Annotated in this window: 19 protein-coding genes; 6 read left to right on the top strand and 13 right to left on the bottom strand. The window is 67.1% G+C overall.

The window, feature by feature from the left end; genetic code table 11:
- Positions 1-118: 118 nt before the first annotated feature.
- Complete coding sequence (locus OHB26_RS07740) at positions 119-751, top strand: ammonium transporter (RefSeq protein WP_330183527.1); 633 nt, start codon at positions 119-121, stop codon at positions 749-751.
- 47 nt (positions 752-798) lie between these two features.
- Here the strand turns inward: OHB26_RS07740 and OHB26_RS07745 are convergent, their stop codons facing one another.
- Complete coding sequence (locus OHB26_RS07745) at positions 799-2,076, bottom strand: lipase family protein (RefSeq protein WP_330183528.1); 1,278 nt, start codon at positions 2,074-2,076, stop codon at positions 799-801.
- A gap of 306 nt (positions 2,077-2,382) precedes the next feature.
- Here OHB26_RS07745 and yczE point away from each other — a divergent pair, with 306 nt between their 5' ends.
- Positions 2,383-3,054, top strand: coding sequence for a membrane protein YczE (yczE, locus tag OHB26_RS07750; RefSeq protein ID WP_330183529.1), 672 nt, complete (start codon positions 2,383-2,385; stop codon positions 3,052-3,054).
- Here the strand turns inward: yczE and OHB26_RS07755 are convergent.
- The 4 genes from OHB26_RS07755 to OHB26_RS07770 form a co-directional block, all read right to left on the bottom strand.
- Complete coding sequence (locus OHB26_RS07755; protein ID WP_330183530.1) at positions 2,993-5,269, bottom strand: ATP-dependent DNA ligase; 2,277 nt, start codon at positions 5,267-5,269, stop codon at positions 2,993-2,995. The two genes, yczE and OHB26_RS07755, sit on opposite strands and share 62 nt — an antisense overlap.
- A gap of 128 nt (positions 5,270-5,397) precedes the next feature.
- Positions 5,398-5,715 carry an antitoxin gene (locus OHB26_RS39690; RefSeq protein WP_442942988.1) on the bottom strand — a complete coding sequence of 106 codons (318 nt, stop codon included), beginning with the start codon at positions 5,713-5,715 and terminating at the stop codon, positions 5,398-5,400.
- A gap of 39 nt (positions 5,716-5,754) precedes the next feature.
- Positions 5,755-6,876, bottom strand: a complete 1,122-nt coding sequence (locus OHB26_RS07765) for an MBL fold metallo-hydrolase (RefSeq protein WP_330183531.1) — start codon at positions 6,874-6,876, stop codon at positions 5,755-5,757.
- 41 nt (positions 6,877-6,917) lie between these two features.
- Positions 6,918-7,643 carry an enoyl-CoA hydratase gene (locus OHB26_RS07770; protein WP_330183532.1) on the bottom strand — a complete coding sequence of 242 codons (726 nt, stop codon included), beginning with the start codon at positions 7,641-7,643 and terminating at the stop codon, positions 6,918-6,920.
- Positions 7,644-7,677: 34 nt separating this feature from the next.
- Between OHB26_RS07770 and OHB26_RS07775 the strand changes: the two genes are divergently transcribed.
- Positions 7,678-8,877 (top strand): FAD-dependent oxidoreductase, encoded by a 1,200-nt coding sequence (locus OHB26_RS07775; protein WP_442942872.1) that lies wholly within the window; start codon positions 7,678-7,680, stop codon positions 8,875-8,877.
- A 103-nt stretch (positions 8,878-8,980) separates the two neighbouring features.
- Here the strand turns inward: OHB26_RS07775 and OHB26_RS07780 are convergent, their stop codons facing one another.
- Positions 8,981-10,006 (bottom strand): NAD-dependent epimerase/dehydratase family protein, encoded by a 1,026-nt coding sequence (locus tag OHB26_RS07780; RefSeq protein ID WP_330183534.1) that lies wholly within the window; start codon positions 10,004-10,006, stop codon positions 8,981-8,983.
- Between the two features lie 87 nt (positions 10,007-10,093).
- Between OHB26_RS07780 and OHB26_RS07785 the strand changes: the two genes are divergently transcribed.
- Positions 10,094-10,723: a TetR/AcrR family transcriptional regulator gene (locus OHB26_RS07785; protein ID WP_330183535.1), complete on the top strand. Its 630-nt coding sequence runs from the start codon at positions 10,094-10,096 to the stop codon at positions 10,721-10,723.
- A 13-nt stretch (positions 10,724-10,736) separates the two neighbouring features.
- On the opposite strand, the gene OHB26_RS07790 is transcribed toward OHB26_RS07785, so the two are convergent.
- The 7 genes from OHB26_RS07790 to OHB26_RS07820 form a co-directional block, all read right to left on the bottom strand.
- On the bottom strand, positions 10,737-11,597 hold the full coding sequence (locus OHB26_RS07790) for an aldo/keto reductase (RefSeq protein ID WP_442942873.1): 861 nt from the start codon (positions 11,595-11,597) through the stop codon (positions 10,737-10,739).
- A gap of 103 nt (positions 11,598-11,700) precedes the next feature.
- Positions 11,701-12,015, bottom strand: coding sequence for a hypothetical protein (locus tag OHB26_RS07795; RefSeq protein WP_330183536.1), 315 nt, complete (start codon positions 12,013-12,015; stop codon positions 11,701-11,703).
- Positions 12,016-12,153: 138 nt separating this feature from the next.
- The gene (locus OHB26_RS07800) at positions 12,154-13,701 is read right to left on the bottom strand and encodes a carboxyl transferase domain-containing protein (RefSeq protein ID WP_442942874.1); all 1,548 of its coding nucleotides are present in this window, start codon (positions 13,699-13,701) and stop codon (positions 12,154-12,156) included.
- 139 nt (positions 13,702-13,840) lie between these two features.
- A complete protein-coding gene (locus tag OHB26_RS07805) occupies positions 13,841-14,443 on the bottom strand; it encodes a GTP-binding protein (RefSeq protein ID WP_174562575.1) in 603 nt (200 codons plus the stop codon).
- Entirely contained in the window at positions 14,424-14,798 is a 375-nt protein-coding gene (locus OHB26_RS07810; protein WP_067531005.1) for a DUF742 domain-containing protein, read from the bottom strand. Before OHB26_RS07810 ends, OHB26_RS07805 begins: the two co-directional genes overlap by 20 nt.
- A gap of 7 nt (positions 14,799-14,805) precedes the next feature.
- On the bottom strand, positions 14,806-15,219 hold the full coding sequence (locus tag OHB26_RS07815; protein ID WP_029930951.1) for a roadblock/LC7 domain-containing protein: 414 nt from the start codon (positions 15,217-15,219) through the stop codon (positions 14,806-14,808).
- Positions 15,216-19,460, bottom strand: coding sequence for an ATP-binding protein (locus OHB26_RS07820; RefSeq protein WP_330183538.1), 4,245 nt, complete (start codon positions 19,458-19,460; stop codon positions 15,216-15,218). The genes OHB26_RS07815 and OHB26_RS07820 overlap by 4 nt, the downstream gene beginning before the upstream one ends.
- Positions 19,461-19,797: 337 nt before the next feature.
- Here OHB26_RS07820 and OHB26_RS07825 point away from each other — a divergent pair, with 337 nt between their 5' ends.
- Positions 19,798-21,912: an AMP-binding protein gene (locus OHB26_RS07825; protein ID WP_330183539.1), complete on the top strand. Its 2,115-nt coding sequence runs from the start codon at positions 19,798-19,800 to the stop codon at positions 21,910-21,912.
- A gap of 80 nt (positions 21,913-21,992) precedes the next feature.
- Positions 21,993-22,379 (top strand): hemophore-related protein, encoded by a 387-nt coding sequence (locus OHB26_RS07830; protein WP_330183540.1) that lies wholly within the window; start codon positions 21,993-21,995, stop codon positions 22,377-22,379.
- Positions 22,380-22,470 lie beyond the last annotated feature (91 nt).

A 22,470-nucleotide genomic window follows, 5' to 3' on the forward strand; every position in this document is an offset into this window, starting at 1 on the left:
GTGGTCGGTAGCAGTGGGCAGCGCAAACGCACGGGGGCTCAACACGATTCCGGTTGGTAGGGAATCGTTCGTGTTGGGTGTGCGTTGCCCCGATCACCTGATGAAGATTGGACATTCAATGAAGCTGCGCAAGTTCACGGCAGTTGCCGCACCCATCGCCACCGCCGTCGCCATCGCGAGTTCCGGGGTGGCGCACGCCGATCCTGCTGTTCCCGAGATCGAATACTCCGCCAACCTGGTCGGCAACAACGTGGTCACCACCCTGACCAACGGCGCCTTCGAGATCTCCGGGCAGAGCGTGAACGTCAAGGATGTCGCCGGTAATACGGTGGTCAGCCTGCCGCTCACCTTCCAGCAGGACGGCGTCGAGTACTCGATGCCCGCCAGCCTGGCGGACAGCGAGCACACCCTCACCATCAACGCGATCAAGGACGTCGCCTCGGCCCGTCCGGCCGCGGTGAAGCCGGTGGCCTCGCCCACCGAGAACGCGCTGGCCATGCAGACTTTCAGCAGCCAGTTCGGCATCGCCACCGCCATCGGCGCCTTCATCGGCACCGCGCTGGGCGCGCTCGTCGGTCTCACCGGCATTGTCGCCGGGCCCGGCGTTGTCGCCAGCGTTATCGCCGGCGCCGCGGTCGGCGGCATAATCGGCACCCTGGTGGTCGGCGGCCCCACGCTGCTCATTGCCGGTATCGACCTGATCAACACGCTCACCGCGCCGCCCGGCACCACGAAGTACAACGAGAAGTAAACCGGTACGAAATCCGTTGGGGCGCGCGGCGTGTGCCCCAACCGGTTTCAGCCCGTACAACCGGCGGCCGCCGGGATACCCGCGAATCGATCACCGAGATAGTTCATGGCTCCGATGGATTCGACCGCGGCCGCCGGGTTATGGCCCGGAATTCCGGAGTGCACGACCGAAATATTCGCCCCCAGAGCGCAATAGCGATGCACCAGGGCCGTGAAACCCCCGACGGGGATTACGTCATCGGCATTGCTGTGATACATGTACAGCGGCATGTCCGGGGCGACCGCGCCCAACTCCTGCCGATCGGTGGCGGCCTGAAACTGCGGATGCCACAGCAGATTCGGCGTATCGGAGTACTCGTCCAACTGCCGGTTGAGATGCCGCAGCACCATATCCGCACCGCAGGCAGCGGATTCCCGCACCAGTAGCTCCCGGCCCCGATCGTTGAGATCCTCCGCCAGACCCGAGTCCGGGTCGATGCGCGCGAAGGCCACGACCATCAGCACCGCGAGTCCGGCCTGGATACCGCCGTCCACCTTTCGGGATATGGCGGCGATATCGGCGGGGACACCACCCGCGGCGACCCCCGAGAACCACAGCTCCGGGGCGTAGCTCGCACGCTGCTGCATGGCCCAGAGGGTGGCGAAGGCGCCACCCGAATAGCCCCAGGCGCCGATCGGACTGTCGGCGGTAATTCCCACCGGCGCAAACGATCTGGCCGCGCGTACGCCGTCGAGTACACCGCGCCCGGAGTTCACCCCGTCGAAGAAGCGCGACTGTGGACCCTCGTAATCGGAGACCACCACCGCCCATCCGCGCAGCAGCATGGCGGTGAGGAATGGAATGTCCAGGGCGGTATTGACGATCGAGAAATCGCGCCCGCCCCGCAGTGCGAACGACGGCGCGCACCGTGTCCCCAGACTGTCCTCCGCCACCTGATACGACAGCAGCGGCCGCCCACCCCCGCCCAGCCAGGGCAGCAGCGGTGTCATCACGGTGGCCACATCCGCGACCGCCCCGCCCGCCGAATCCGTACTCCGATACTGCAATTGCCATCCGGCCACCGGCAGCCCCAACCCCAGCACCGAGATGGGACGCGAATTCAGCACCGCCCCATTGACATTGGCTTCGAGCCCTGACGGAGCTACGTAGAACGGATCCTCATCCGGGACGGGCACGCCCTCGGCCCATGCCCCCGGCATGACCAGCACGGCAATCAAAACCCCGACCAGCCCGGCCAATCCCGCACGTACCCGCCCGGACAGTCGTCGGCGAATCACGTTCGCTCGCGAGGATTCCGCGTGCCCGGCCGCGCAATATCGCGCCATTGCTGCCTCCAGCGTCGAATCGCCGACGCTCCCGGCCCGAGGGCTTCGCACACCACGCCGACCTGCTACTCCGGCGCATCGGAGTCCCCAAGTTACTTCCGTACAGACCGCCAGGTCAACGGTGTCCGCGCGTCGTAGCCAAGGCGTTGCGCTAATTCGTTCGAGGTGGATCCCGGCCGAAAGCATGCCGGGATGACGGGCGGTGATGACGCCGGGAGGGGCGGGCGAAGATGGCTCGACAGCGAAGGGTCCAGGATTAGCTGACTGGATATGTATTCGCGGGCCAGTGGGCTGGACTATGGGTCCATGTTGGTTCGCAGGCTGATCGCCCTCTATGTCGGGTTGTGGTTGTACGGGTGGTCGATGGCGGTCATGCTGCGGGCGGCGCTCGGGTTGGATCCCTGGGATGTCTTTCATCAGGGGGTCGCCCGGAATGTGCCGTTGAGCTTCGGAACCGTGGTGGCCATTACCGGGGCCGTGGTGCTGCTGGCCTGGATTCCCCTGCGGCAGCGGCCGGGCCTGGGGACGGTCAGCAATGTGGTGGTCATCAGTGTCGCCGTCGATGTGGGGCTGAATGTGCTGCCGCAGCTGGACTCGCTGCCGGTGCGGATCGGGGCCATGTTGGCGGCGGTACTGCTCAACGCGGTGGCCAGTGTGCTGTATATCGGGGCCGGAATGGGGCCGGGGCCGCGCGATGGCCTGATGACTGGACTGGTCCGGCGGACGGGCCGACCGGTCTGGATTGTGCGGACTTCGCTCGAGGTCACCGTACTGGCGATCGGCTGGACACTCGGCGGCAGCGTCGGGATCGGAACCCTGGTGTACGCCTTCGGAATCGGACCGCTCATTCATGTGCTCATCCCCTCTGTCGACCGCTGTCTACCCGGCTTCAAAGATGTGCACGGACCCGAAACCCTCAGTCCGGCTCCGGAATCCATGCCGGATGCCATAGTCGCCCGGCCTCTGTCCAGTTCATGAAGCGGACCGTGCCGGTGAGCTTCGGGGTCACCCACGCAGCCTCCTTGCGCTCCTCGGCACTGAGTTCATTGACGAACGGACTGCTCTTGCGCTCCAGGCGATTGAGCTGAGCCGATAGTTCGCTCAACTCCCGCTCACTGAATCCGGTGCCGACCCGGCCCAGGTAGTGCAGCTCGCCCGCATGCCATACCCCCACCAGTAGCGAGGCGAATTGCCGGTTCTCCGAACGCCGGAACCCGCCGATCACCACCGGCAGCGTGCGCCAATTGCGCGTCTTGATCCAGGAGTGTCCGCGTTTACCGGGCAGGTAGACCGAATCGCGGCGTTTGGCGACCACACCCTCCATCCCGCGGTCCTGACTCTCGCGCAGCGCCTGCGCACCCGATCCACCGAGCGGCGGCGGAACCATGAGGGAGGGAACCTGTTTGGCCAGCGCCTCCAATACCAGGCGCCGATCCGCATAGCGTTTACGCAGCAGCGAGGTGCCGTCCAGATGCAGGACGTCGAAGGCCACGAATACCGCGCGCCCCGGATCGGAGCGCAGCAGACCCAGATTGGCTATGCCCCGGTCGTCGAAGACCACGGCCTCACCGTCCAGCAGCGCCCGATGCTCGGCGAGTTCATCGCCCAGTACGGCCAATCCGGGATAGCGTTTGGTGACCACATGCCCGGTGCGACTGCGCAGAATCACCGCACCGTCATCGATTTCGGCCAGCAGCCGGAAACCGTCCCATTTGGTTTCGAAGGCCCAGTGCTCGGCGTCGAGCGTCGCGACATCACCCTGGGTGGCGAGCATGGGAGTGATCCCGTGCGGTAGCGGCACCGGATCGCGTGGAGTGGAAACCTGGTGTGCGACAGCGTTTTCTACTCCAGCACCGCCCTGATCCTTCATCAGGTGCATGAGCCACTGGTTCCCATCGGTCCGGATGAGCGCGTAGCGCCCATCCAACCGCTCACCGTGCAGCCGGACGATGACCTCGTCATCGCGCCACTTCTCGGTCTCGTACGTCCCGGAATCCCAGATGGTCATCTCCCCGGCCCCGTACTCCCCCTGGGGAATCGAGCCGTGGAACTCCAGATACTCCAGCGGATGATCCTCGGTACGCACCGCCAGCCGATTCTCATGGGTATCGACCGGCGGCCCCTTCGGCACCGCCCACGACACCAGCACCCCGTCGCGTTCGAGCCGCACATCCCAGTGCAGTCGCCGCGCCCGATGCTGTTGAATCACATAGCGATTCCCGGCGCTGGGCGCGGGAGCGGTAGCGGGCACCGGCTCGGGTGTGCGCTCCGCGTCACGCTTGGATCGATAGGTCCGCAACCGATCGGGTCCGGCCACCGGTTCGGGCATGGGCTCGTCGAGCCCGGCGAGCAGATCCCCGTCCCGCTGCCAGCGCTCGAGCACCTCCTCGAAGCGTAAGTGCCGCAACTTCTTCCGCTGTTCGATCTCATCCCAGCTTCGCGGCGCGGCCACCCACGGCTCGGTGCGCCCGCGCAGCGAGTACGGCGCGATCGTGGTCTTGGCCATATTGTTCTGGCTCCAGTCCAGCAGCACCTTCCCCGCGCGCTCGGACTTGGCCATATTCGCGGTCACCAGTTTCGGCCGCAGCTGTTGCAGATTGGTCGCCACCTGTTTCGCGATGGCGGACGCGCCGGTCGGCCCGATCTTGCGATCCAGCGGCACGTAGACGTGAATTCCCTTGGAACCGCTGGTCACGGGGTACGCGTCCAACCCGACCTCGCGCACCACATCGCGCAGGATCAGCGCCACCTCCGCGCATTGGGACAATCCCGCGCCCGGTCCGGGGTCCAGATCGAAGACCAGTCGCGTGATGGGCCCGCGCTCGGCTCCGTCGAAACGCCATTGCGGCACATGCAATTCCAGTGCGGCCTGCTGTCCGAGCCAGGCCATACCCGCCACCGAATCGATGAGCGGATACACAACCGGCCGGTCCGAATGTTCTACGGTGCGCCGCGCCAGCCATTTGGGTGCGTGCTCGGCCAGATTCTTCTCGAAGAACGAGCCCGCCTCCACACCATTGGGCCAGCGTTTACGCGTCACCGGGCGCAGTGCGATATGCGGTAGCAGCGCCGGGGCGACGGCGGTGAAGTAATCGATGACCTGCCCTTTGGTGGTCCCGGTGGCCGGATACAGCACCTTGTCGAGGTTGGTGAGCCCAACCTCGATACCCCCGAAATCCCGCCGGGACCCCATGCCAGCAGTCTAGAGCCGAATACCGGTAATCTCCGGCACCCCGCTGCTCGCATACCAAAAGCCAACGGGCCGTTCGGGTCACCGGAGCGCTGCCCCGGAACCGAACGGCCCGCATCGACCTATCGGAACTACGCGGGCGGCTGATCCCCCGGCGCGGGTTCCGGAGCAGGCGCGGGCGCCGGCTCCGGAGCGGGCTCCGGTGCGGGTTCGGCTGCGGCTTCGGCCGGTGCGGGCGCGGCGGCGGGCGCGGACGCACCCTCCGCCGGAGCATCGGTCGGAATCGCGTTCTTCACCGCGGCGGCACCCTTGTCGATCTGCGACGAGTACTTGCCCCCGGTCTTGTCATTGATCACACCGCCGGCCTTGTCGACCGCGTTCTCGATCTTCTCGGCGTTCTGGGCCGCCACTTCCTTGCCCTTGCCGACCAGTCCCTTGAGCGTGTCCATCAGACTCACAGTCCCTGCTCCTTCACTCTCGGTCTTCGGTCATTCGCGCACATCTTCCCACCACGTATCTCCTGCTGGGAGGCCAATCGGGTCGATCCGCTGTCCCGGCTTCGGCACGGCGACCGTGGTTGCGGCCTCATGCGCCGCCGTGACCATCCGGCGAACCGGCTCCGACCAGCCGTGGAAGGCCAGATTGAAGGTTGCCCAATGGATGGGGACCAAAACCCCGTATCCGGGATCGCCGACACACAGATCGGCGTGTGCGCGCACCGCCTCCTCGGGATTCATATGCACGTCCGGCCAGTGCCGGTCATACGCCCCGATGGGGAGCAGGGTCAGATCGAACGGGCCCAAACGCGCGCCCGCCTCCGCGAACGCCTTGGTGTAACCGGTATCGCCGCCGAAGTAGACCCGGCGGGTCGGACCGGCGATGGACCAGGACGCCCACAGCGTGGTGTTGCGTACCAGGCCGCGACCGGAGAAGTGCCTGGCCTCGGAGCAGGTGATGACCAGATCGGTGCCGTCGGCGTGCGCGCGCTCCAGTTCGGAGAGGGAAACCGAAGAGCCCCAATCCAATTCGACAATGCGCGCGGTCGGCACCTCCCAGTGCCGCAGATGTGCGCCGATGCCGATCGGCACGATGAACACCGCGTCCTGGGTCTTGACCAGTGCGTCGACCGTCTCACGGTCCAGATGGTCATAGTGATCGTGCGAGATGAGCACCGCGTCCACCGGCGGCAGCGCCTCCAGCGGCGTCGGCACCGGATGCAACCGGGCCGGGCCGACCAGCGGCGACGGGGAAACCCGTTCGCTCCAGACCGGATCGGTGAGCACCCGGTAGCCGTCCACCTCGACCAGACAGCTGGCATGTCCGTACCAGGTGACCGCGAGATCGGCGGCCTGCTCGGGCACCACCGGTGTCTCCAGCGGGATCCGCCCCGGCGGCCTGCCCGTATTGCGTTGTGTCAGAAGCTGATACAACAGCTCCAGCCCGGAACCGGTGAGCTGTGAACTCGGTTCGGTGTTGTGGAATTGCTTGTTCCGATAGGTTGTCGCCCCGGTGGCGGTCGACGCGATCGTATTGATCGACGCGCCCATGGCGGTGGGGATACCCCACGCCGCCCGCACCACCCAGGAGATTCCGAATGCACCCGCAGCCATACCGGCCAGTCTCCGCGCATTCGCGCCCACGCGCTCCCCCTTCATCGGCCCACGAACCTCGCGACGCGCTTCTCCAGGCGGGCCGCGCGCGCCTCCTGCGCATCCGCGCTGGCCCAGGCCGCGGCCAGCGCCGCGGTCTGCTCGGCGGTGTCGTCACCGCGCGTGCCGTCGTCATTGAAGACCAGCTTCATATGCCGCAGTGACAGCGGCGCGAGCTCGGCGATCTGTTTGGCCCACATCTGCGCGTCGGCGAGTGTGCCGATCTTGTTGGCGAAGCCGAAGTTGTAGGCATCCTCGGCACTGACGCGCTCCGCGCCCAACAGAATCGTGCGCGCCGGACCCGGACCGATCAGCGTCGATAGTCGCTTCACCGTCCAACGATCCACGGAGATACCGAGTTTCGCGGCCGGAATGGCGATGAACGACTCCGGGGTCATGACCCGCAGGTCCGAGGCGATGGCCAGCTGTACACCCGCGCCCAGCGCACCGCCGTTGATGGCGGAGATCACCGGCACCGGCGCGGTCTCGATGCTGCGCAGCATGGCGAGCAGTGCGTGCAGGAAGCTGTCCGAGTACACCCCGTCCAGATCCGCGCCCGCGCTGAACAGCGGGCCCTGCCCGGTCAGCACGATCACTCGAGCCGACCCCGCGGCCTCCTCGATCGCGTCGCGCAACAGCCCCACGAGTTCCTCGTTGAGCGCGTTCCGTCGTTGTGGACGCTGCAATTCGATGGTGACGACGTCGCCATCTCGGCTGACTCCGAGCATTTGTCCTTCCCCACTGTGCTGCGTACCCATGGACATGTTCACTGTAAGCGGGCGTACCGTCGGGTCCGTGACAGCAACACCCGATGTCGAGATCCTGGTGATCGGTGCGGGCCAGGCCGGGTTGTCGGTCGGGTACCACCTGCGCAGGCTCGGATTACGGCCCGAACAGGACTTTCTGATTGTCGACCACTCCCCCGCGGCGGGCGGTGCGTGGCAGTTCCGCTGGCCCTCTTTGACATTGAGCACAGTGAACCGGGTGCACGATCTGCCCGGAATGTCCTTCGAGGAGACACTGCCGGAGGGCTCGGAGAACGCCCAGGCGGCTTCGGCGGTGCCGCACTACTTCGAGTTGTACGAGAAGCGGTTCGATCTGCGGGTGCATCGGCCGGTCTCGGTGAGTGTGGTGTGCGATCGGGCGACGGCGGCCACCTGTCCGGATGCCGAGGTGGACGGGTTGCTGCACGCGGAGGTGCGGCCGATGGGGCTCGACTACGCGGACCGGGCGGTCGTCAATCCGGTCGTGGAGAGCGGGATTCGCGCCCGGGGGCTCATCAATGCCACCGGGACCTGGGATAAGCCGTTCATTCCGTTCTATCGCGGGGCCGGCGAATTCACGGGACGGCAACTGCACGCGCACGACTACCGGACCGCCGACGAATTCGCCGGCAAGCGGGTGGTCGTGGTCGGCGGCGGTATCACCGCAATCCAACTCCTGGACGAGATTTCGCGAGTCGCCGACACCACCTGGGTCACCCGGCGCGAACCGGTATTCCGCAATGTCCAATTCGGCCCGGATGCCGGACGCGCCGCCGTGGCCATGGTGGAGGATCGGGTTCGGCGCGGACTCCCACCCGGCTCGGTGGTCTCGGTGACGGGGTTGCCCGAGGACGACCGCGTGCGGACTGCCCGCGCTCGCGGAGTACTGAACCGGCATCCCATGTTCGATCACATCGAACCCGACGGAATCCGCTGGGCCGACGGCACCTTCCGGCGGGCAGATGTCATTCTGTGGGCCACCGGTTTCCGAAGTTCCCTGGACCACCTCGCGCCGCTGCGGCTGCGCGGGCCCGGCGGTGGCATCACCATGACCGGACAGCTCGCGACCCAGGTGGCGGCCGATCCGCGCATTCACCTGATCGGATACGGGCCGTCGGCCAGCACCATCGGGGCGAATCGCGCGGGGCGGGCCGCTGCGGTCGAGCTCACCAAATATCTTGGGCTGCACACTGATTGACCGTTCGAAGGGGTGGATCCCGGCCAAAAGCGTGCCGGGATGACGGGGGCCACGCGATCCCGACTCGACGCGACGGGACCAGGCGATGCGGGTTCGGCGAGGGTCAGGCGATTGCCGGGCGGGGTGCGGACCGGGCGGCCGTGCCGCGCGGGGCTCCCGGGTCGAGGACGATGCCGTAGTGGATCAGGCTCGCGGCGGTGTCCAGGAGGGATTGCCGGACCGGACGCATGGTCCAGCCCAGATCCGCGGTGGCTCGGGCGGCGCTGACCCGCTCGGTACGGCCCAGGTAGCGGGCGGCGGTACGGGCGGCGGGGTTGAAACGGGCGCTCAGGCGTACCAGCCAATCCGGGAGCACCAGGGTCGGGACACGGTAGGAGGCGGCGAGGACGCGCGTCATCTCCGGTAGCGAAACCTGTTCTCCCGCACAGATATAGCGGTTGCCCACGGCCTGCGGCAGCTCCATGGCGAGCCGATGCGCGATCGCCACATCCCGGACATCGACCGTGGCGAAACCGAAGTCGGGAATGCCCGGCATTTCGCGAGCGAGCAGAATACGCACGGCATCGACCGAGGTACCGAAGGCCGCGCGCTGGATCGGGCCCAGGATCATGCCCGGATTGATCACGGCCAGTTCGAGTTCCGGATGCGCGGCGGCGAAATCCCATGCGGCGCGCTCGGCCAGGGTCTTGCTCTTCTCATAGGCATTGCAGGCGTTGATATCCGACCAATCGGCCTCGGTATTGAGCCGCCCCTGATTGCCGATCATGACGGCCGCCACCGACGAGGTCAGCACCACCCGCTCGACACCGGCGGCCGCCGCGGCGCGCAGCACCCGCAGTGCGCCGTCCACGGCCGGGCGGACCAGTTCGTCATCGCTCTCGGGTTCGGCGACCGGGAACGGCGATGCGGTGTGCAGGACGAACCGGCACTCCGCCACGGCCTCGGCCCAGCCGGCATCGGAGTCGAGATCGGCCTGGACGAACTCGACCCCGGACAGGTGGGTGAGTTCGGCGGCGCGGGCGAGCGAGCGCACCGTGCCGCGTACGCGATAGCCCTGACCTTGCAATTCCTCGATGACATGCCCCGCGAGGTAACCCGAGGCACCGGTGACGAGAACGAGATCCGACATGAGCTGGCCCCAATCTGAGCAGTGTTTAGAATCTGAACAATGTATAGATTCAAGGGCGCGCCGAAGTCAACCCCTTACGCTCATCCCATGCCGACCAAGGACCGCTACCACCACGGAGACCTCCGCGAGGAGTTGCTGCGCGCCTCGGTGCGACTCATCGAAACCGAGGGCCTGACCGCGGTAAGCCTCCGACGGGTCGCCCGCGAGGCCGGGGTCAGCCCGGGCGCGCCGTACCACCACTTCACCGACCGCGCGGCCCTGCTCGCCGCCATATCGGCACGCGGCTTCGAACAGCTTGGCGCACGGATGATTTCAGTCCGCGAGGGCGCGTCCGGACCACGCGAGGCGCTCATCGCCATGACCGTCGCGTACGTCGAATTCGCGCGCGACTCCCCCGCCTACTTCCGGCTCATGTTCCGCCCCGAACTCTATGAACCGGACAAACATCCGGCCACGGCCACGGCCGGAGATGCCGCCTACGCGGTGCTCGAACAGGCGGTGGCGGACGCCACCGGCAGCGGCGGACTGCCCTCCGAAGAGGCCGATACGCTGGCCCTGGCGCTGTGGAGCCTGGCACACGGCCTGGCCTCGCTGACCCTGGACGGCAAGCTCGAATTGCGCTCCGCGCAAATGGGAACCACCGCGGTCGAGCTCTCCGATCGGGTCACCCGGCTGTTCACCGATCTGATCGACAGCCGGTGGCCCCGCTCCGAGTAGGCCGAACCTCGGGTTACTCGGGGGCGTCGACCTGGAACTCGTCGGGGTTGGGGCCGATACGGGTACCGCTGTCCAGCGCCGAGATGCGCGCGACCTGATCCTGATTCAGCTCGAAGTCGAAGACCTCGAAGTTCTCGGCGATTCGATCGGGCGTCACCGACTTCGGGATCGCCACATTGCCGAGCTGCATATGCCAGCGCAGGATCACCTGGGCGGGCGTGCGAGAGGTCTCCTCGGCGATGGCGACAATGGTGGAATCCTCCAGCTCCGCACCCCGACCCAACGGGCTCCACGCCTCGGTGATGATGCCGTGCTCGGCATGGAAGGCGCGTAGCTCGTTCTGCGTCAGGTAGGGGTGCAGCTCGATCTGATTCACCGTCGGCGTTTCGCCGGTCTCCTCGATGACGCGCTCGAGATGCGCCCGGGTGAAGTTCGAGACGCCGATCGAGGTGATCCGCCCCTGCGCCTTGAGCGCCTGCAGCGCCCGGAAGGTGTCGACATACAAACCGGAGTCGGCAATCGGCCAGTGAATCAAATAGAGATCCAGAACATCCAGCTCCAGCCGCTTCATGCTCTCGTCGAAGGCACGCAGGGTGGAGTCGTAACCCTGGAAGCGATTCCACAGCTTGGTGGTGATGAAGAGTTCGTCGCGGGGCAGGCCGGATTCGGCGATGGCCCGGCCCACCTCCGCTTCATTGCCGTAGATGGCCGCGGTATCGATACTCCGGTACCCGACCCGCAATGCGGTGGCTACGGTGTCGACCGTGCTGCCCGCCTCGACCTTGAACACGCCGAAGCCGAGTTTGGGCATCACATGGCCGTCATTGAGGACGATCGAGGGGACTGCGCTGGTCTCGCTCCGGTAAGTCACCATTCCGACCGTAGGAGCGCCGCACCGGGGCGTCAACCACGCGCCCGCGCGTGTCAGCCCCGATATCCGATATGTGAGCGGGCTAACTTCCAGCAGCGGGCGAAGATCAGTGCGGGACCGGGAAGAAGCAGGACGGATCGTCGGTGGTGACGAGCTGGCAGCGCGTGAACGAACCGCTGTTGATCAGCAGCTGCTCGATCAGGTACGGCAGTGAGTTGCCGCCGATCGACGAACCCGTCCCCGACGAGCCCGCCGTCAGCAGACTCAGGCCCAGCCCGGGGCTCGAACCCGTATTCGCCGAAAGCGTGCCGATCGAACCGGGATTGGCCGAACCGGTATCCGCCGAGGCGGCCGCGGCGCCGGTGGTCAACGCCGCGGCCGCGACCGCTCCGATCATGACGAGACGAGCAGTACGACGCATGATTACCTCCGCGATCAGTACTCGCGAGGCAATAGCATTACGCCGCAAGCATTTTCATATATTTCGCTTCGGTACGCTAGTTATGGGCGGGAATTCCGGTGAGACCCCAATCTCTACGGCAGCAAGATCGGCGGGTACTCAGTCCGGCAGACCCAGGCGGCGGTAGCGGAGATGGCGCGCGGACCGCAGCTCCGCCGGCGGCTCGGCGGTGAGCTCGGCAACCTCGGCGGCGATGGCCGCGACCATCCGCAGCGCGAAGTCCACGGGTTCGTCGGCGGCGTCGGGATACTCGGGGACAATACTGTCGACTATGCCGTTCGACTTCAGTTCCGTGGCACGAATGCCCTGCGCGGCAGCCATTTTCGAGGCATTCAGGGTGTCCCGGTAGACGATGGCGCTCGCACCCTCGGGCGGCAGCGGGGCCAGCCAGCCGTTGGCGGCGCACAGCACCCGGTCGGCGGGGAGCAGCGCGAGCGCACCGCCACCGCTGCCCTGACCGAGCAGGACCGAAACCGTCGGGGTGTCCAGGGTGACGAGATCGGCGATGCAGCGGGCGATTTCGGGGGCCAGACCGCGCTCCTCGGCCTCGCGGGAGAGCGATGCGCCGATGGTGTCGATCACCAGGACCAGCGGTACACGCAGTTCGGCGGCCAGGTGCATGGCGCGGCGGGCCTCGCGCAGGGCGGCCGGGCCCATGGCCTGCTCCGGCGACCGGCCCGCGCGGTCATGGCCGAACAGAACGCAGGGCTGACCGCGCAGCCGGGACAGCGCGTGCACGACCGTGCGGTCCGCTTCCCCCTGTCCGGTGCCGGACAAGGGAACTCGATCGGTGGCGTGCCGGAGCAACTCCCGAATACCCGGCCGATCAGCACGCCGGGAGATGAGCACCGACTGCCAGGCGGGCACATCGTTCCCCACCTGCAGTGCCGGACCACGCAGTTCGTGCCCGGCCTGGAGTATCCCCACCCCATTGTCGAAATCGCGTGTATCGCCGTCCATTTCGGGCAGCGGCTGCGGGCCGTCGCACAGTACGTTCAAAGCCCGGTGCGCGATCCGGCGAAACACCGATACCGGCACCACACCGTCGATAACCCCATTGCGATACAGGTTTTCCGCGGTCTGCACGCCCTCGGGGAAGCTGCGCCCGTACAGCGCCTTGTAGACACGCGGTCCGAGGAATCCGATCAACGCGCCGGGTTCGGCAAATGTCATGTGCCCCAACGATCCCCACGAGGCGAAGACGCCACCCATGGTCGGATTGCGGAGATACACCAGATAGGGAAACCCGGCGGATCGGTGCACCGCGATCGCACCCGCGATCTTCACCATCTGCGTGAAAGCCACTGTGCCCTCTTGCATTCGGGTACCACCCGAGGTCGGTGAGGCCAGCAGCGGCAGACCCAGTTCGGTCGCCCGCTCCACCGCGCACACAATGCGCTCGGCCGCCGCCACCCCGACAGACCCTGCGAGAAAAGAGAATTCACACGCGATCACGGCCACCCGCCGCCCACGCAGCAGCCCGACACCGGTCAGCACCGACTCATCGGTGCCCGACACCAGCTCGGCCGCGTCCAACTCCGCCCGATAGGCAGCGGAGGTCGCCACAGCGACCGGCGGTCGATCCCAGCTCTCGAAGGAACCGGGATCGAGCAACTCGCCGAGCAATTCCCGCGCCGAGATCGTCACGCGCGCGAGCATAACTCTGTCTATTCGCGCCGCCTGCGGCGACGCGTGTTCGCGGCCCCGGGAGGCTCGAATCTTCCCTCCCTACGGGCGCTCCTTCGTCGCACCCTCCGGTCAGTCCAGATTCGAGCCGGGCCGCGAACTAATAGCCCTGCACAACCTTGCGGAGTGCGTACTCCGTCACGGCGACCAGCGCCTGCTTCACCGGTTCCCGGCGACGAGCGTCCATCGACAGGATCGGGACATCGGCCGGCACCGCGAGCGCCTGACGAATGTCCTCCACCGGATACCGTGGGGCATCATCGAATTCATTGATCGCCACCAGGAAGGGTAGGTTCCGCGCCTCGAAGTAATCGACGGCGGCGAAACTGTCCTCGAGGCGGCGAGTGTCGACCAAAACCACCGCGCCGATGGCGCCGCGGATCAGGTCGTCCCACATGAACCAGAAGCGGTACTGGCCGGGCGTGCCGAACAGGTACAGCACCAGGTCGTCGGCCAGGCTGATACGGCCGAAGTCCATGGCCACCGTGGTGGTGGCCTTCGACGGAACGCCCGTGAGGGAGTCCACGCCGACACTGGCATTGGTCACCAGAGCTTCGGTGCGCAGCGGAACGATCTCCGAGACGGCACCTACCAGGGTCGTCTTACCCACACCGAAGCCACCGGCGACCACGATCTTGGCCGACGTGGGCTTGCTGGTGCGCGTATCGACCTGTGTCGTCGAATCAAATACGCCGGAGTCCACTGAGAACCCTTTCGATCAGCTCGCGACGTTCATCGTCGCTGGAATCGTCTTTCAATGTCGCCGAAACCCGTACATGGCCGGCTTCGATCAGATCAGCGACCAGCACCCGGGCAACCCCGATGGGGATACCCAGGCGCGCGGCGACCTCGGCGACAGACGGCGATTCTCTGCACAACTCCACGATTGACGTCTCGATGTTGGTGAGTTCGAACTGCCGCTCGAGGGCGACCGGATGCGATGCGACGAGCGCCTCCAACGCCAATTCCACCTTCGGCCGGGTACGACCGGCGGTCAGGGAATACGGGCGGACGAGGCTCGGCTCGGCGCTACCGACGCGTTCGTTGTCTATGTCCATCCCGCCATCAGGAACCCATCGTGACGCGAGGTGTGGCCTGGACTGTCTGGCCCACTCGCTCGACCAACAACGCCATCTCGTATCCAACCTGTCCGATGTCGCACGAGGTATTCGTGAGCACCGCGAGGTAGGAACCGTCGCCGACGGCCATCAGGAGCAGGTAGCCGTGCTCCATCTCGACCACCGACTGCAAGACGGTGCCACCCTCGAACAGGTTCGACACACCCACCGACAGGCTCGCGAGGCCCGCGGTCACAGCCGACAGCTGCTCGGCACGATCCACGGGCAGCTGCGCGCTCGCGGCCATCAGCAGGCCGTCGGCCGAAACTAGAACCGCATGTGCAACGCCCGGAACCTCATTGGCGAAATTCGAAACCAGCCAATCCAGCTGACGCTTCGTACCACCTAGATCGGGGTTCATCGGTCTCCTTTATCTCCGGTTAGGTTCATTTCTTTCATCGCGCGGCCATCCCGGACACCCTGCTGATGCCTGCTCAAACTCGACCTGATGGATTCTGGGTCGCGATGGGCCGCCTTGTCAGCGTTTCCGTTCACACCGCCCGGCACGAGTCGGTTACCCGGATCACGTTGCGGCAGACCCACCGCGGTACGCCGCTGCGGTTCCGCCTCGACGGCACGCTGCGCGGCCTGCCAACCCTCGTCACCCGGTGACTCGAAGGACGAGGCCACATGGGATCGCTCCGCACTCGGATCGGACAGCCACGCCGACATCATCTCAGCGAAGATCGGTGTACCCGTAGACGGCTCGGACTCACCGGCGGGTTGCAACCGGGTCTGGAAGAACGAGGCCGCCTTCTGCGGATTCGAACGGAAGCTGTGCCGCCCACGGTCCTTCGGATCGCCCGAATCACCCTGCGGCAAACCGAGCCCCGGCAGCGGAGCCGGACGCTGCGGCAAACCCGCACCCGGATCACGCTGCGGCAGGCCGTTCGGGCCACGCTGCGGGAGGCCCGTGGCACCGGCATCTCGTTGCGGCAGACCACCGTCCACTCCGCCACCCCGCGCTTGCCGCGGAAGCGCACCGGACGGATCCCGCTGCGGGAGACCGCCGGGAGCCCGCTGCGGAAGTCCGCCGAACCCGGCCTCCTGCTGCGGTGCGCCATTGCCACCGGGCGAACGACGCGCCGCTCCACCTCCCAGCGCTTGCCCACCGGACCGATCGGCCCCACCGCGCTGCGGCAGACCGTTCGCGCCCGGCTCACGCGTCGGCAGACCACCGGCGGCGGAATCCCGTTGCGCCGCTCCACCTCCCAGCGCTTGACCCGAGTCACGCTGCGGTAGGCCATGGCGACCGGTATCCCGCTGCGGCAGACCGGTCGGACCCGCATCCCGCTGCGGCAAACCGCCCGCGGCCGGATCCGCTCCACCTCTCTGCGCTTGCTGGGTCAGACCACCCGAGAGCGGGTCGGCACCCGGACGCTGCGGCGGCTGCGGCCGGTTCGCGGGACCCGCATCACGCTGCGGCAACCCACCGGAGAGTGCATCGGCTCCACCCCGCTGCGGCAGACCCGAACCGGCGTCCACTCCACCACGCTGCGGCGGCTGCGGCCGGTTCGCGGGACCGGAATCCGCTCCGCCACCCCGCGCTTGCTGCGGCAACCCACCGGAGAGTGCATCGGCTCCGCCGCGCTGCGGCAGACCCGAACCGGCGTCCACTCCACCGCGCTGCGGCGGCTGCGGCCGATTGGTCGGACCCGAATCCCGCTGCGGCAAGCCACCCGAAGCAGCCTCGCCCGCTCCGCCTCCCCGCGCTTGCTGCGGTAGACCCTCACGAGAAGGCGCACCATTGGCACCCGGCTCACGAGTCGGCAGACCACCCTGAGCGGAACGCTGCGGCGGCAGACCGACGCTGGGCTCACGCCCCGATGCGCCATTGGCACCCGGCTGACGGGTAGGCAGCCCACCGGGGGCCGAGCCACCGGACGAATCACGCTGCGGGAGACCGCCGGAGGCAGAGCCGTTGGAGGAATCCGCTCCGCCGCGCTGGGGAAGACCGGTCGACGGGTCGCGCGGCGCCAAGCCATCTCGCTGCGGCGGTACCGGACCGCGCTGCGCCAGACCCGACTCACCCGGACCACCCTGGCCGAGACCATTGGGGCCACCCAGCCCGGGCTTACCGGGACCACCCGAATTACCGAGACCACCCGGTGCACCCGGACCGCCCGGCGCGCCGGGGCCACCCGGACGCTGCGGCAATCCGCCCGGTGCACCCGGACCGCCTTGACGGCGAAGCATATTGGCGGCGAGACCGCCGCCCGGTCGTGCCGGACCCTCGCCCGGCTGACGTTGCGGAAGATTCGCGCCCGGCTGCGCACCCGGCCCCGAGGGGCTGTTCGCACCGGGGTCGCGCTGGGGTAGGCCACCGGGTCTGTCCACCGAAGGCGTGGCAACGGTGTGCTTGAGGGTCGGACCGTTCACACCCGGCTGACGCTGCGGCAGACCACCGCCGAGCCCACCACCGTTGAGGCCACCACCGTTGCCGGGCAGTCCGCCCGGAACGGCGGTACCGGGCTGGCGCTGCGGCAGACCGGTCGACGGGGCACCCGAGGCGGCGGCCGGAGCGGGCGCGCCGGGCGCTCCCGCCGGAATCGGCCCGCTCACACCGGGATCCACCGTGACCATGACATTGCCGGTCGCGGTACGGGTGACCGCGCGCATCTGCATGGAGGAGGGCGTACCGGCCTGATTGCCCGCACCCTGCTGCTGGGCCGGGCCCGGCTGCTGCGGATTACCCTGCGGCGGTACCGAAATGGCCCCGCCCGCCGCCACGATGAGCGGCTTGGGCACATGCACCGTCACGGTGACGCCGGGATCGCGAGCGGTATCGAAGGTCGGGCGCAGTCGCACGCTGAGACCGTGGCGCTCGGCCAGGCGGCCCACCACGAACAGACCCATATGACGCGCGGTATCCGGGCCGACCTCGGCCGTGGACTCCAAACGCCGGTTGATCTCGGCCATTTCGGCCGGGGGCATACCGATACCGCGGTCCGCGACCTCGATGAGCAGACCCTGATCGTGCGCCTGCGCGAAGGTGAACTTCACATCCGTCTCCGGCGGCGAGGCGCGCAGGGCATTGTCGAGCAACTCGGCGAACAGATGCGCCATATCGGAGGCGGCCGGTTCGGTGAGCGCACCGCGCGGGGTCGCGCCGAGCTTGACGCGCTCGTAGTCCTCGACCTCGGAGATGGCGGCGCGCAGCACGTCGGCGATCTCGACCGGAGCCGATTTGGTGCGACGCTGTTTGGTACCGGCCAGAATCAGCAGGTTGTCACCGTTACGGCGCATACGCGCGGCGAGGTGGTCCAGGCGGAAGAGGTTCTCGAGCAGGCGCGGGTCCTTCTCGTCGTACTCCATCGCCTCGATGAGCGAGAGCTGGTGATCGACAAGCGACTTGGAGCGCCGCGCCAGGGTCTCGAACATATCGTTGACCTGGGTACGCATGGCGGCCTGGTCGGCGGCCAGGCGCAGCGCCTGCCCGTGGATATCGTCGACGGCGCGAGCCAGCTGGCCGATCTCCTCATCGGTGTGCACCGGCATCGGCTCGAGCGGCACGTCTTCCGGATCGGCGCCCTCTCGCAGCTGCGAGACCTCCTGCGCCAGGTCGTATTCGGCGACTCGGAGCGCGGCCAGGCGCAGTCGGCGCAGCGGCACGATCATCGCGCGCGCGATCAGCACGGCCAGCGCGAGCGCGCCGAGGATGGTGGCGATGACGATCACCGAGTAGCGGATGGCATCGGTGCGCGCGGTGCTCGCCAGCGTATCCACCCGGGACACAATGTCCTTGGTGGAGTTGTTCACGATCGTTTGGTACAGGTTGATGCTCTGTTCGAGCGAGTCCTTCAACTCCGCGATCGGCAGCGAACCCGCACTGGCCTGAGCGCCGGTGGTGAGCTGCAGGCGGGTGTCGACCAGTCGGTTCAGATCCGCGATGCTGGCGTCACCATCGGCGAAGCGGTGCCCGAGCACCGCGAGCATCTGGCGCTCGGTGTTCGCGCTGACGGTGAAATCGCGCATGCCGTCTTTGGCATTGCCGCGTAGCGCCTCGGCGATACCCGCGATCTCACCGACCATGATGGCGCGGGTATTGAGCGAATCGACCAGACGCAGTTTGGACTGGTCGACATTCTTGTCGGCGACCGAGGCGACAATGCTCTCCACGGTCCGGACGCTGTTACCGCGAATCTTCTCGGTGGCATTGGTGGCGTCGGCGACGGTTTTGGTCGGATTCAAACCATTGGCGCGAATGGCCTTGGCGCCCACGATCATCTCGTCCAGCGCGGCCCGCGCGGTCGGAATATCACTCAGCCGCGGTGCGGCCTTCTCGGCGAACTGAATCGCGGTGTCCAACTTGGCGAGCTCGGGATCCGAGGTCATGGACTGCGTCGGAGAGATCATGATGGCCTGGCCGGAGGCGACCTGACCGGCGGCGGCACTCAGACCCGTGATCGCCGGGATGACCCCGACGTGATCGACGGCAGTCGACTGCCGGCTCGCATCGGCGAACTCGGCCGAGATCCTGGAGGCGCCGAGCACGACAGCGACCAAAAGCGGGACGGCGAGGACCGCCGTCACCTTCCATCGCAGGTCCCAGTTGCTCAGCGCCCAGCGCTTATTGCTGCCGGACCTTGCGGGGTCACGCATCTCCCACTCACTTTCCAAACTGGCCCAAGCCACGCGCCATCGGCGAGCCTCCGCGATCGCACGCTGGGCTCGACAGACGGAACTGGCCGAGAACTGCGGCTGGCCGAGAAATTGCGTCCATGACGGCCGAAATATGTGACATGCGATTCTAACGGATCAATAACTTCTTGTGTGACCTCTTGGCAACCACCGGTCTCTGACCAGCCGTTTGCAGGCAAAATCAAAGGTCGCGGCGTCCGCCCGGACGTCGCGTGAAGTCTGCCACAATCAGGCTGATCTATCGAGGCGGGCATCCATGCCCTTCACATGCGTGCTGCGGAGCTAGGGAGTCACCGGGTTGAACGCGAAGCAGGAGTACCGACCGGCGTATCAATTGAGCCTGGTCGATCCCTCGGAGTTCTGGCGCACCGCGGCCGAATCCATCAGCTGGGATGTGCCGCCCACCCAGATTCTCGACTCGAATGCGCGCCCGACGGCCCGCTGGTTTCCGGACGCTCGCCTCAACACCTCCTACAACGCTCTCGATCGGCATGTGCGCGAGATCACACCCTCGGAGGGCACTTCCGGCGGTCAAGAGGGGGGTCGCGCTGATCAGCCCGCCCTAATATACGACTCCGCTATGACGGGCACCAGGCGTGTTTACACATACGCACAACTCCTGGACGAAGTCGCCCGATTTGCCGGATCCATGCTGCGACTCGGGGTGCGTACCGGCGACCGAGTCGTCATATATATGCCGATGATTCCCGAATCCGTCATCGCAATGCTCGCCTGCGCCCGAATCGGTGCGGTGCATTCGGTGGTCTTCGGCGGCTTCGCCGCACACGAACTGGCCGCCCGCATCGACGATGCCGAGCCTGTGCTGATCATCACAGCCTCCGGGGGACTCGAACCCGGCCGCCGCATCGAGTACCCGCCGATCGTGTTGCAGGCCCTGGATATCGCGGAGACCACCGCACCCCGCAATGTGCTGGTCAAACAGCGTGACGGCTTCCCGGAGCTGCGCTTTCCCGCCGCACAGGCCGCCACCGAATATCTGCCGGACTCCTCGCAGACGGTGGCCGCGCACTGGCTGGACTGGGACGAGGCCATGCGCGATGCCGAACCGGCCGCGCCGGTTTCGCTCGCCGCGACCGATCCGCTGTACATCCTCTACACCTCCGGCACCACCGGAAAGCCCAAGGGCGTGGTGCGCGACAACGGCGGGCACGCGGTCTCGCTGGCCTGGTCCATGCGCAATATCTACGACGTCGACGCCGGACAGGTCATGCTCACGACCTCCGATATCGGCTGGGTCGTCGGGCACTCCTACATCGTCTACGCACCCCTGCTGGTCGGCGCGACCACCATTCTCTATGAGGGCAAGCCCATCGGAACCCCCGACGCGGGCACCTTCTGGCGGCTCATCGACGAATACAACGTGCATGTGATGTTCACCGCGCCAACGGCTCTGCGCGCCATCCGCCGCGCCGATCCGGAGGCCGCACTGGCTCGGCGGCATGATCTCTCCTCGCTGCGCGCGCTCTTCTGCGCGGGTGAGCGGCTGGATCCGGCCACCTACGAATGGTCCGTGGACACCCTGCTCGCCGATCGCCCCGACTGCCCGGTGGTGGACCACTGGTGGCAGACCGAGACCGGCTGGCCGATTTGCGCCAATCCGCTCGGATTGCAACAGCTTCCGATCAAGGCGGGCTCGGCCTCGGTGCCGGTGCCCGGATATCGGCTGCGGGTGCTGGACTCCGAAGGCAATGCGGTGCCGCCGAATACCGAGGGCAATATCGTCATCGGGCTGCCGCTGCCCCCGGGGACACTGACCACGCTGTGGCGCGACGACGCGCGGTTCGAGCGCTCCTATCTCTCCGCCTATCCCGGGCACTACCTGACCGGCGACTCCGGCTTCTTCGACGAGGACGGCTATCTGTTCGTGCTGGGTCGCAGCGACGATGTGATCAATATGGCCGGGCACCGCCTCTCCGCGGGCGGGATCGAGGCCGCCATCGCCGGACATCCGCTGGTCGCCGAGACCGCCGTGGTCGGGGTGCCCGATGAGCTGAAGGGCCAGCGGCCCATCGGATACGTGGTGCTCAAGGCCGGGGTCGATATCGAGGCCGAACAGCTGCGCGCGCAGATCATCGAGCGGGTACGCGACCGCGTGGGCGCCATCGCCACCCTCTACGACGTGGTGGTCGTGACCGCGCTGCCCAAGACACGGTCGGGAAAGATCCTGCGTCGCACCATGCGTCAGATCGCGGCGGGCGAGAACTTCGAGGTACCGCCCACCATCGAGGACGCCGCCATGCTGCCAACGCTGGAGAAGCAGATCCGCGATGCGGTGACCCTCATGGAGGACAAGGAGAGCATCGCCGCCGCCGATGCCGCGGTCGCCGCCACCACCCCCTTCCGGCGGATCGACCCCAACGAGCCCTCCGCAGACCCGGCATCCACCAGCTGACCGGGGCGAATCCGGCACCCTCAAGGTTTTCTCAGAGATCGTTCACGCGACTCCCATCCCCATGCCCTAGCGTCCGTGGCATGAGTCTCGTCCGTAATCCCCGGTTCGCCGCAGCCCTCGGAGCCGGTGCCCTCGCCACGGTGGCGATCGCACTGGCACCCGCCACCGCCTCCGCGAGCCCGCTGGATCTGGCCGCACCCCTACTCAATTCGACCTGCACCTTCGCCCAGGTCGACGCCGCACTGCACGACAAGGCCCCGGCCCTGGCCTCGCTGCTGGATCAGAACCCCTCGCAGAAGGCCGAACTCGAGGCCAAGTTCAACCAGTCCCCCGCCCAGCGTCAGGCCGAATTCGACGCCTACGTTCGCGACAACCCGGATGCCGCGAACAACGCCGCCAGCGACCCGCGCGCGGGTGGTATCGCCGCCACCATTCAGACCGTCGCCGACACCTGCCACAACTACTGACGATCGCCGGACATACTGAGGGTGCGCGCCCCCGGTTCGCGGCCGTCTCGGTTCTGGACTGAGCGGAGCGGGGGAGCGTAGCGGAGGAGCG

Source organism: Nocardia sp. NBC_01503 (assembly GCF_036327755.1).
Classification (GTDB): Bacteria; Actinomycetota; Actinomycetes; order Mycobacteriales; family Mycobacteriaceae; genus Nocardia.

What these genes read in the sequence shown, in the direction of transcription:
- OHB26_RS07740 (WP_330183527.1), top strand. Translation starts at nt 119, where the DNA reads ATGAAGCTGCGCAAGTTCACGGCAGTTGCCGCACCCATCGCCACCGCC.
- OHB26_RS07745 (WP_330183528.1), bottom strand. Translation starts at nt 2,076, where the DNA reads ATGGCGCGATATTGCGCGGCCGGGCACGCGGAATCCTCGCGAGCGAAC.
- yczE (WP_330183529.1), top strand. Translation starts at nt 2,383, where the DNA reads ATGTTGGTTCGCAGGCTGATCGCCCTCTATGTCGGGTTGTGGTTGTAC.
- OHB26_RS07755 (WP_330183530.1), bottom strand. Translation starts at nt 5,269, where the DNA reads ATGGGGTCCCGGCGGGATTTCGGGGGTATCGAGGTTGGGCTCACCAAC.
- OHB26_RS39690 (WP_442942988.1), bottom strand. Translation starts at nt 5,715, where the DNA reads ATGGACACGCTCAAGGGACTGGTCGGCAAGGGCAAGGAAGTGGCGGCC.
- OHB26_RS07765 (WP_330183531.1), bottom strand. Translation starts at nt 6,876, where the DNA reads ATGGCTGCGGGTGCATTCGGAATCTCCTGGGTGGTGCGGGCGGCGTGG.
- OHB26_RS07770 (WP_330183532.1), bottom strand. Translation starts at nt 7,643, where the DNA reads ATGCTCGGAGTCAGCCGAGATGGCGACGTCGTCACCATCGAATTGCAG.
- OHB26_RS07775 (WP_442942872.1), top strand. Translation starts at nt 7,678, where the DNA reads ATGTTCACTGTAAGCGGGCGTACCGTCGGGTCCGTGACAGCAACACCC.
- OHB26_RS07780 (WP_330183534.1), bottom strand. Translation starts at nt 10,006, where the DNA reads ATGTCGGATCTCGTTCTCGTCACCGGTGCCTCGGGTTACCTCGCGGGG.
- OHB26_RS07785 (WP_330183535.1), top strand. Translation starts at nt 10,094, where the DNA reads ATGCCGACCAAGGACCGCTACCACCACGGAGACCTCCGCGAGGAGTTG.
- OHB26_RS07790 (WP_442942873.1), bottom strand. Translation starts at nt 11,597, where the DNA reads ATGGTGACTTACCGGAGCGAGACCAGCGCAGTCCCCTCGATCGTCCTC.
- OHB26_RS07795 (WP_330183536.1), bottom strand. Translation starts at nt 12,015, where the DNA reads ATGCGTCGTACTGCTCGTCTCGTCATGATCGGAGCGGTCGCGGCCGCG.
- OHB26_RS07810 (WP_067531005.1), bottom strand. Translation starts at nt 14,798, where the DNA reads ATGGACATAGACAACGAACGCGTCGGTAGCGCCGAGCCGAGCCTCGTC.
- OHB26_RS07815 (WP_029930951.1), bottom strand. Translation starts at nt 15,219, where the DNA reads ATGAACCCCGATCTAGGTGGTACGAAGCGTCAGCTGGATTGGCTGGTT.
- OHB26_RS07820 (WP_330183538.1), bottom strand. Translation starts at nt 19,460, where the DNA reads ATGCGTGACCCCGCAAGGTCCGGCAGCAATAAGCGCTGGGCGCTGAGC.
- OHB26_RS07830 (WP_330183540.1), top strand. Translation starts at nt 21,993, where the DNA reads ATGAGTCTCGTCCGTAATCCCCGGTTCGCCGCAGCCCTCGGAGCCGGT.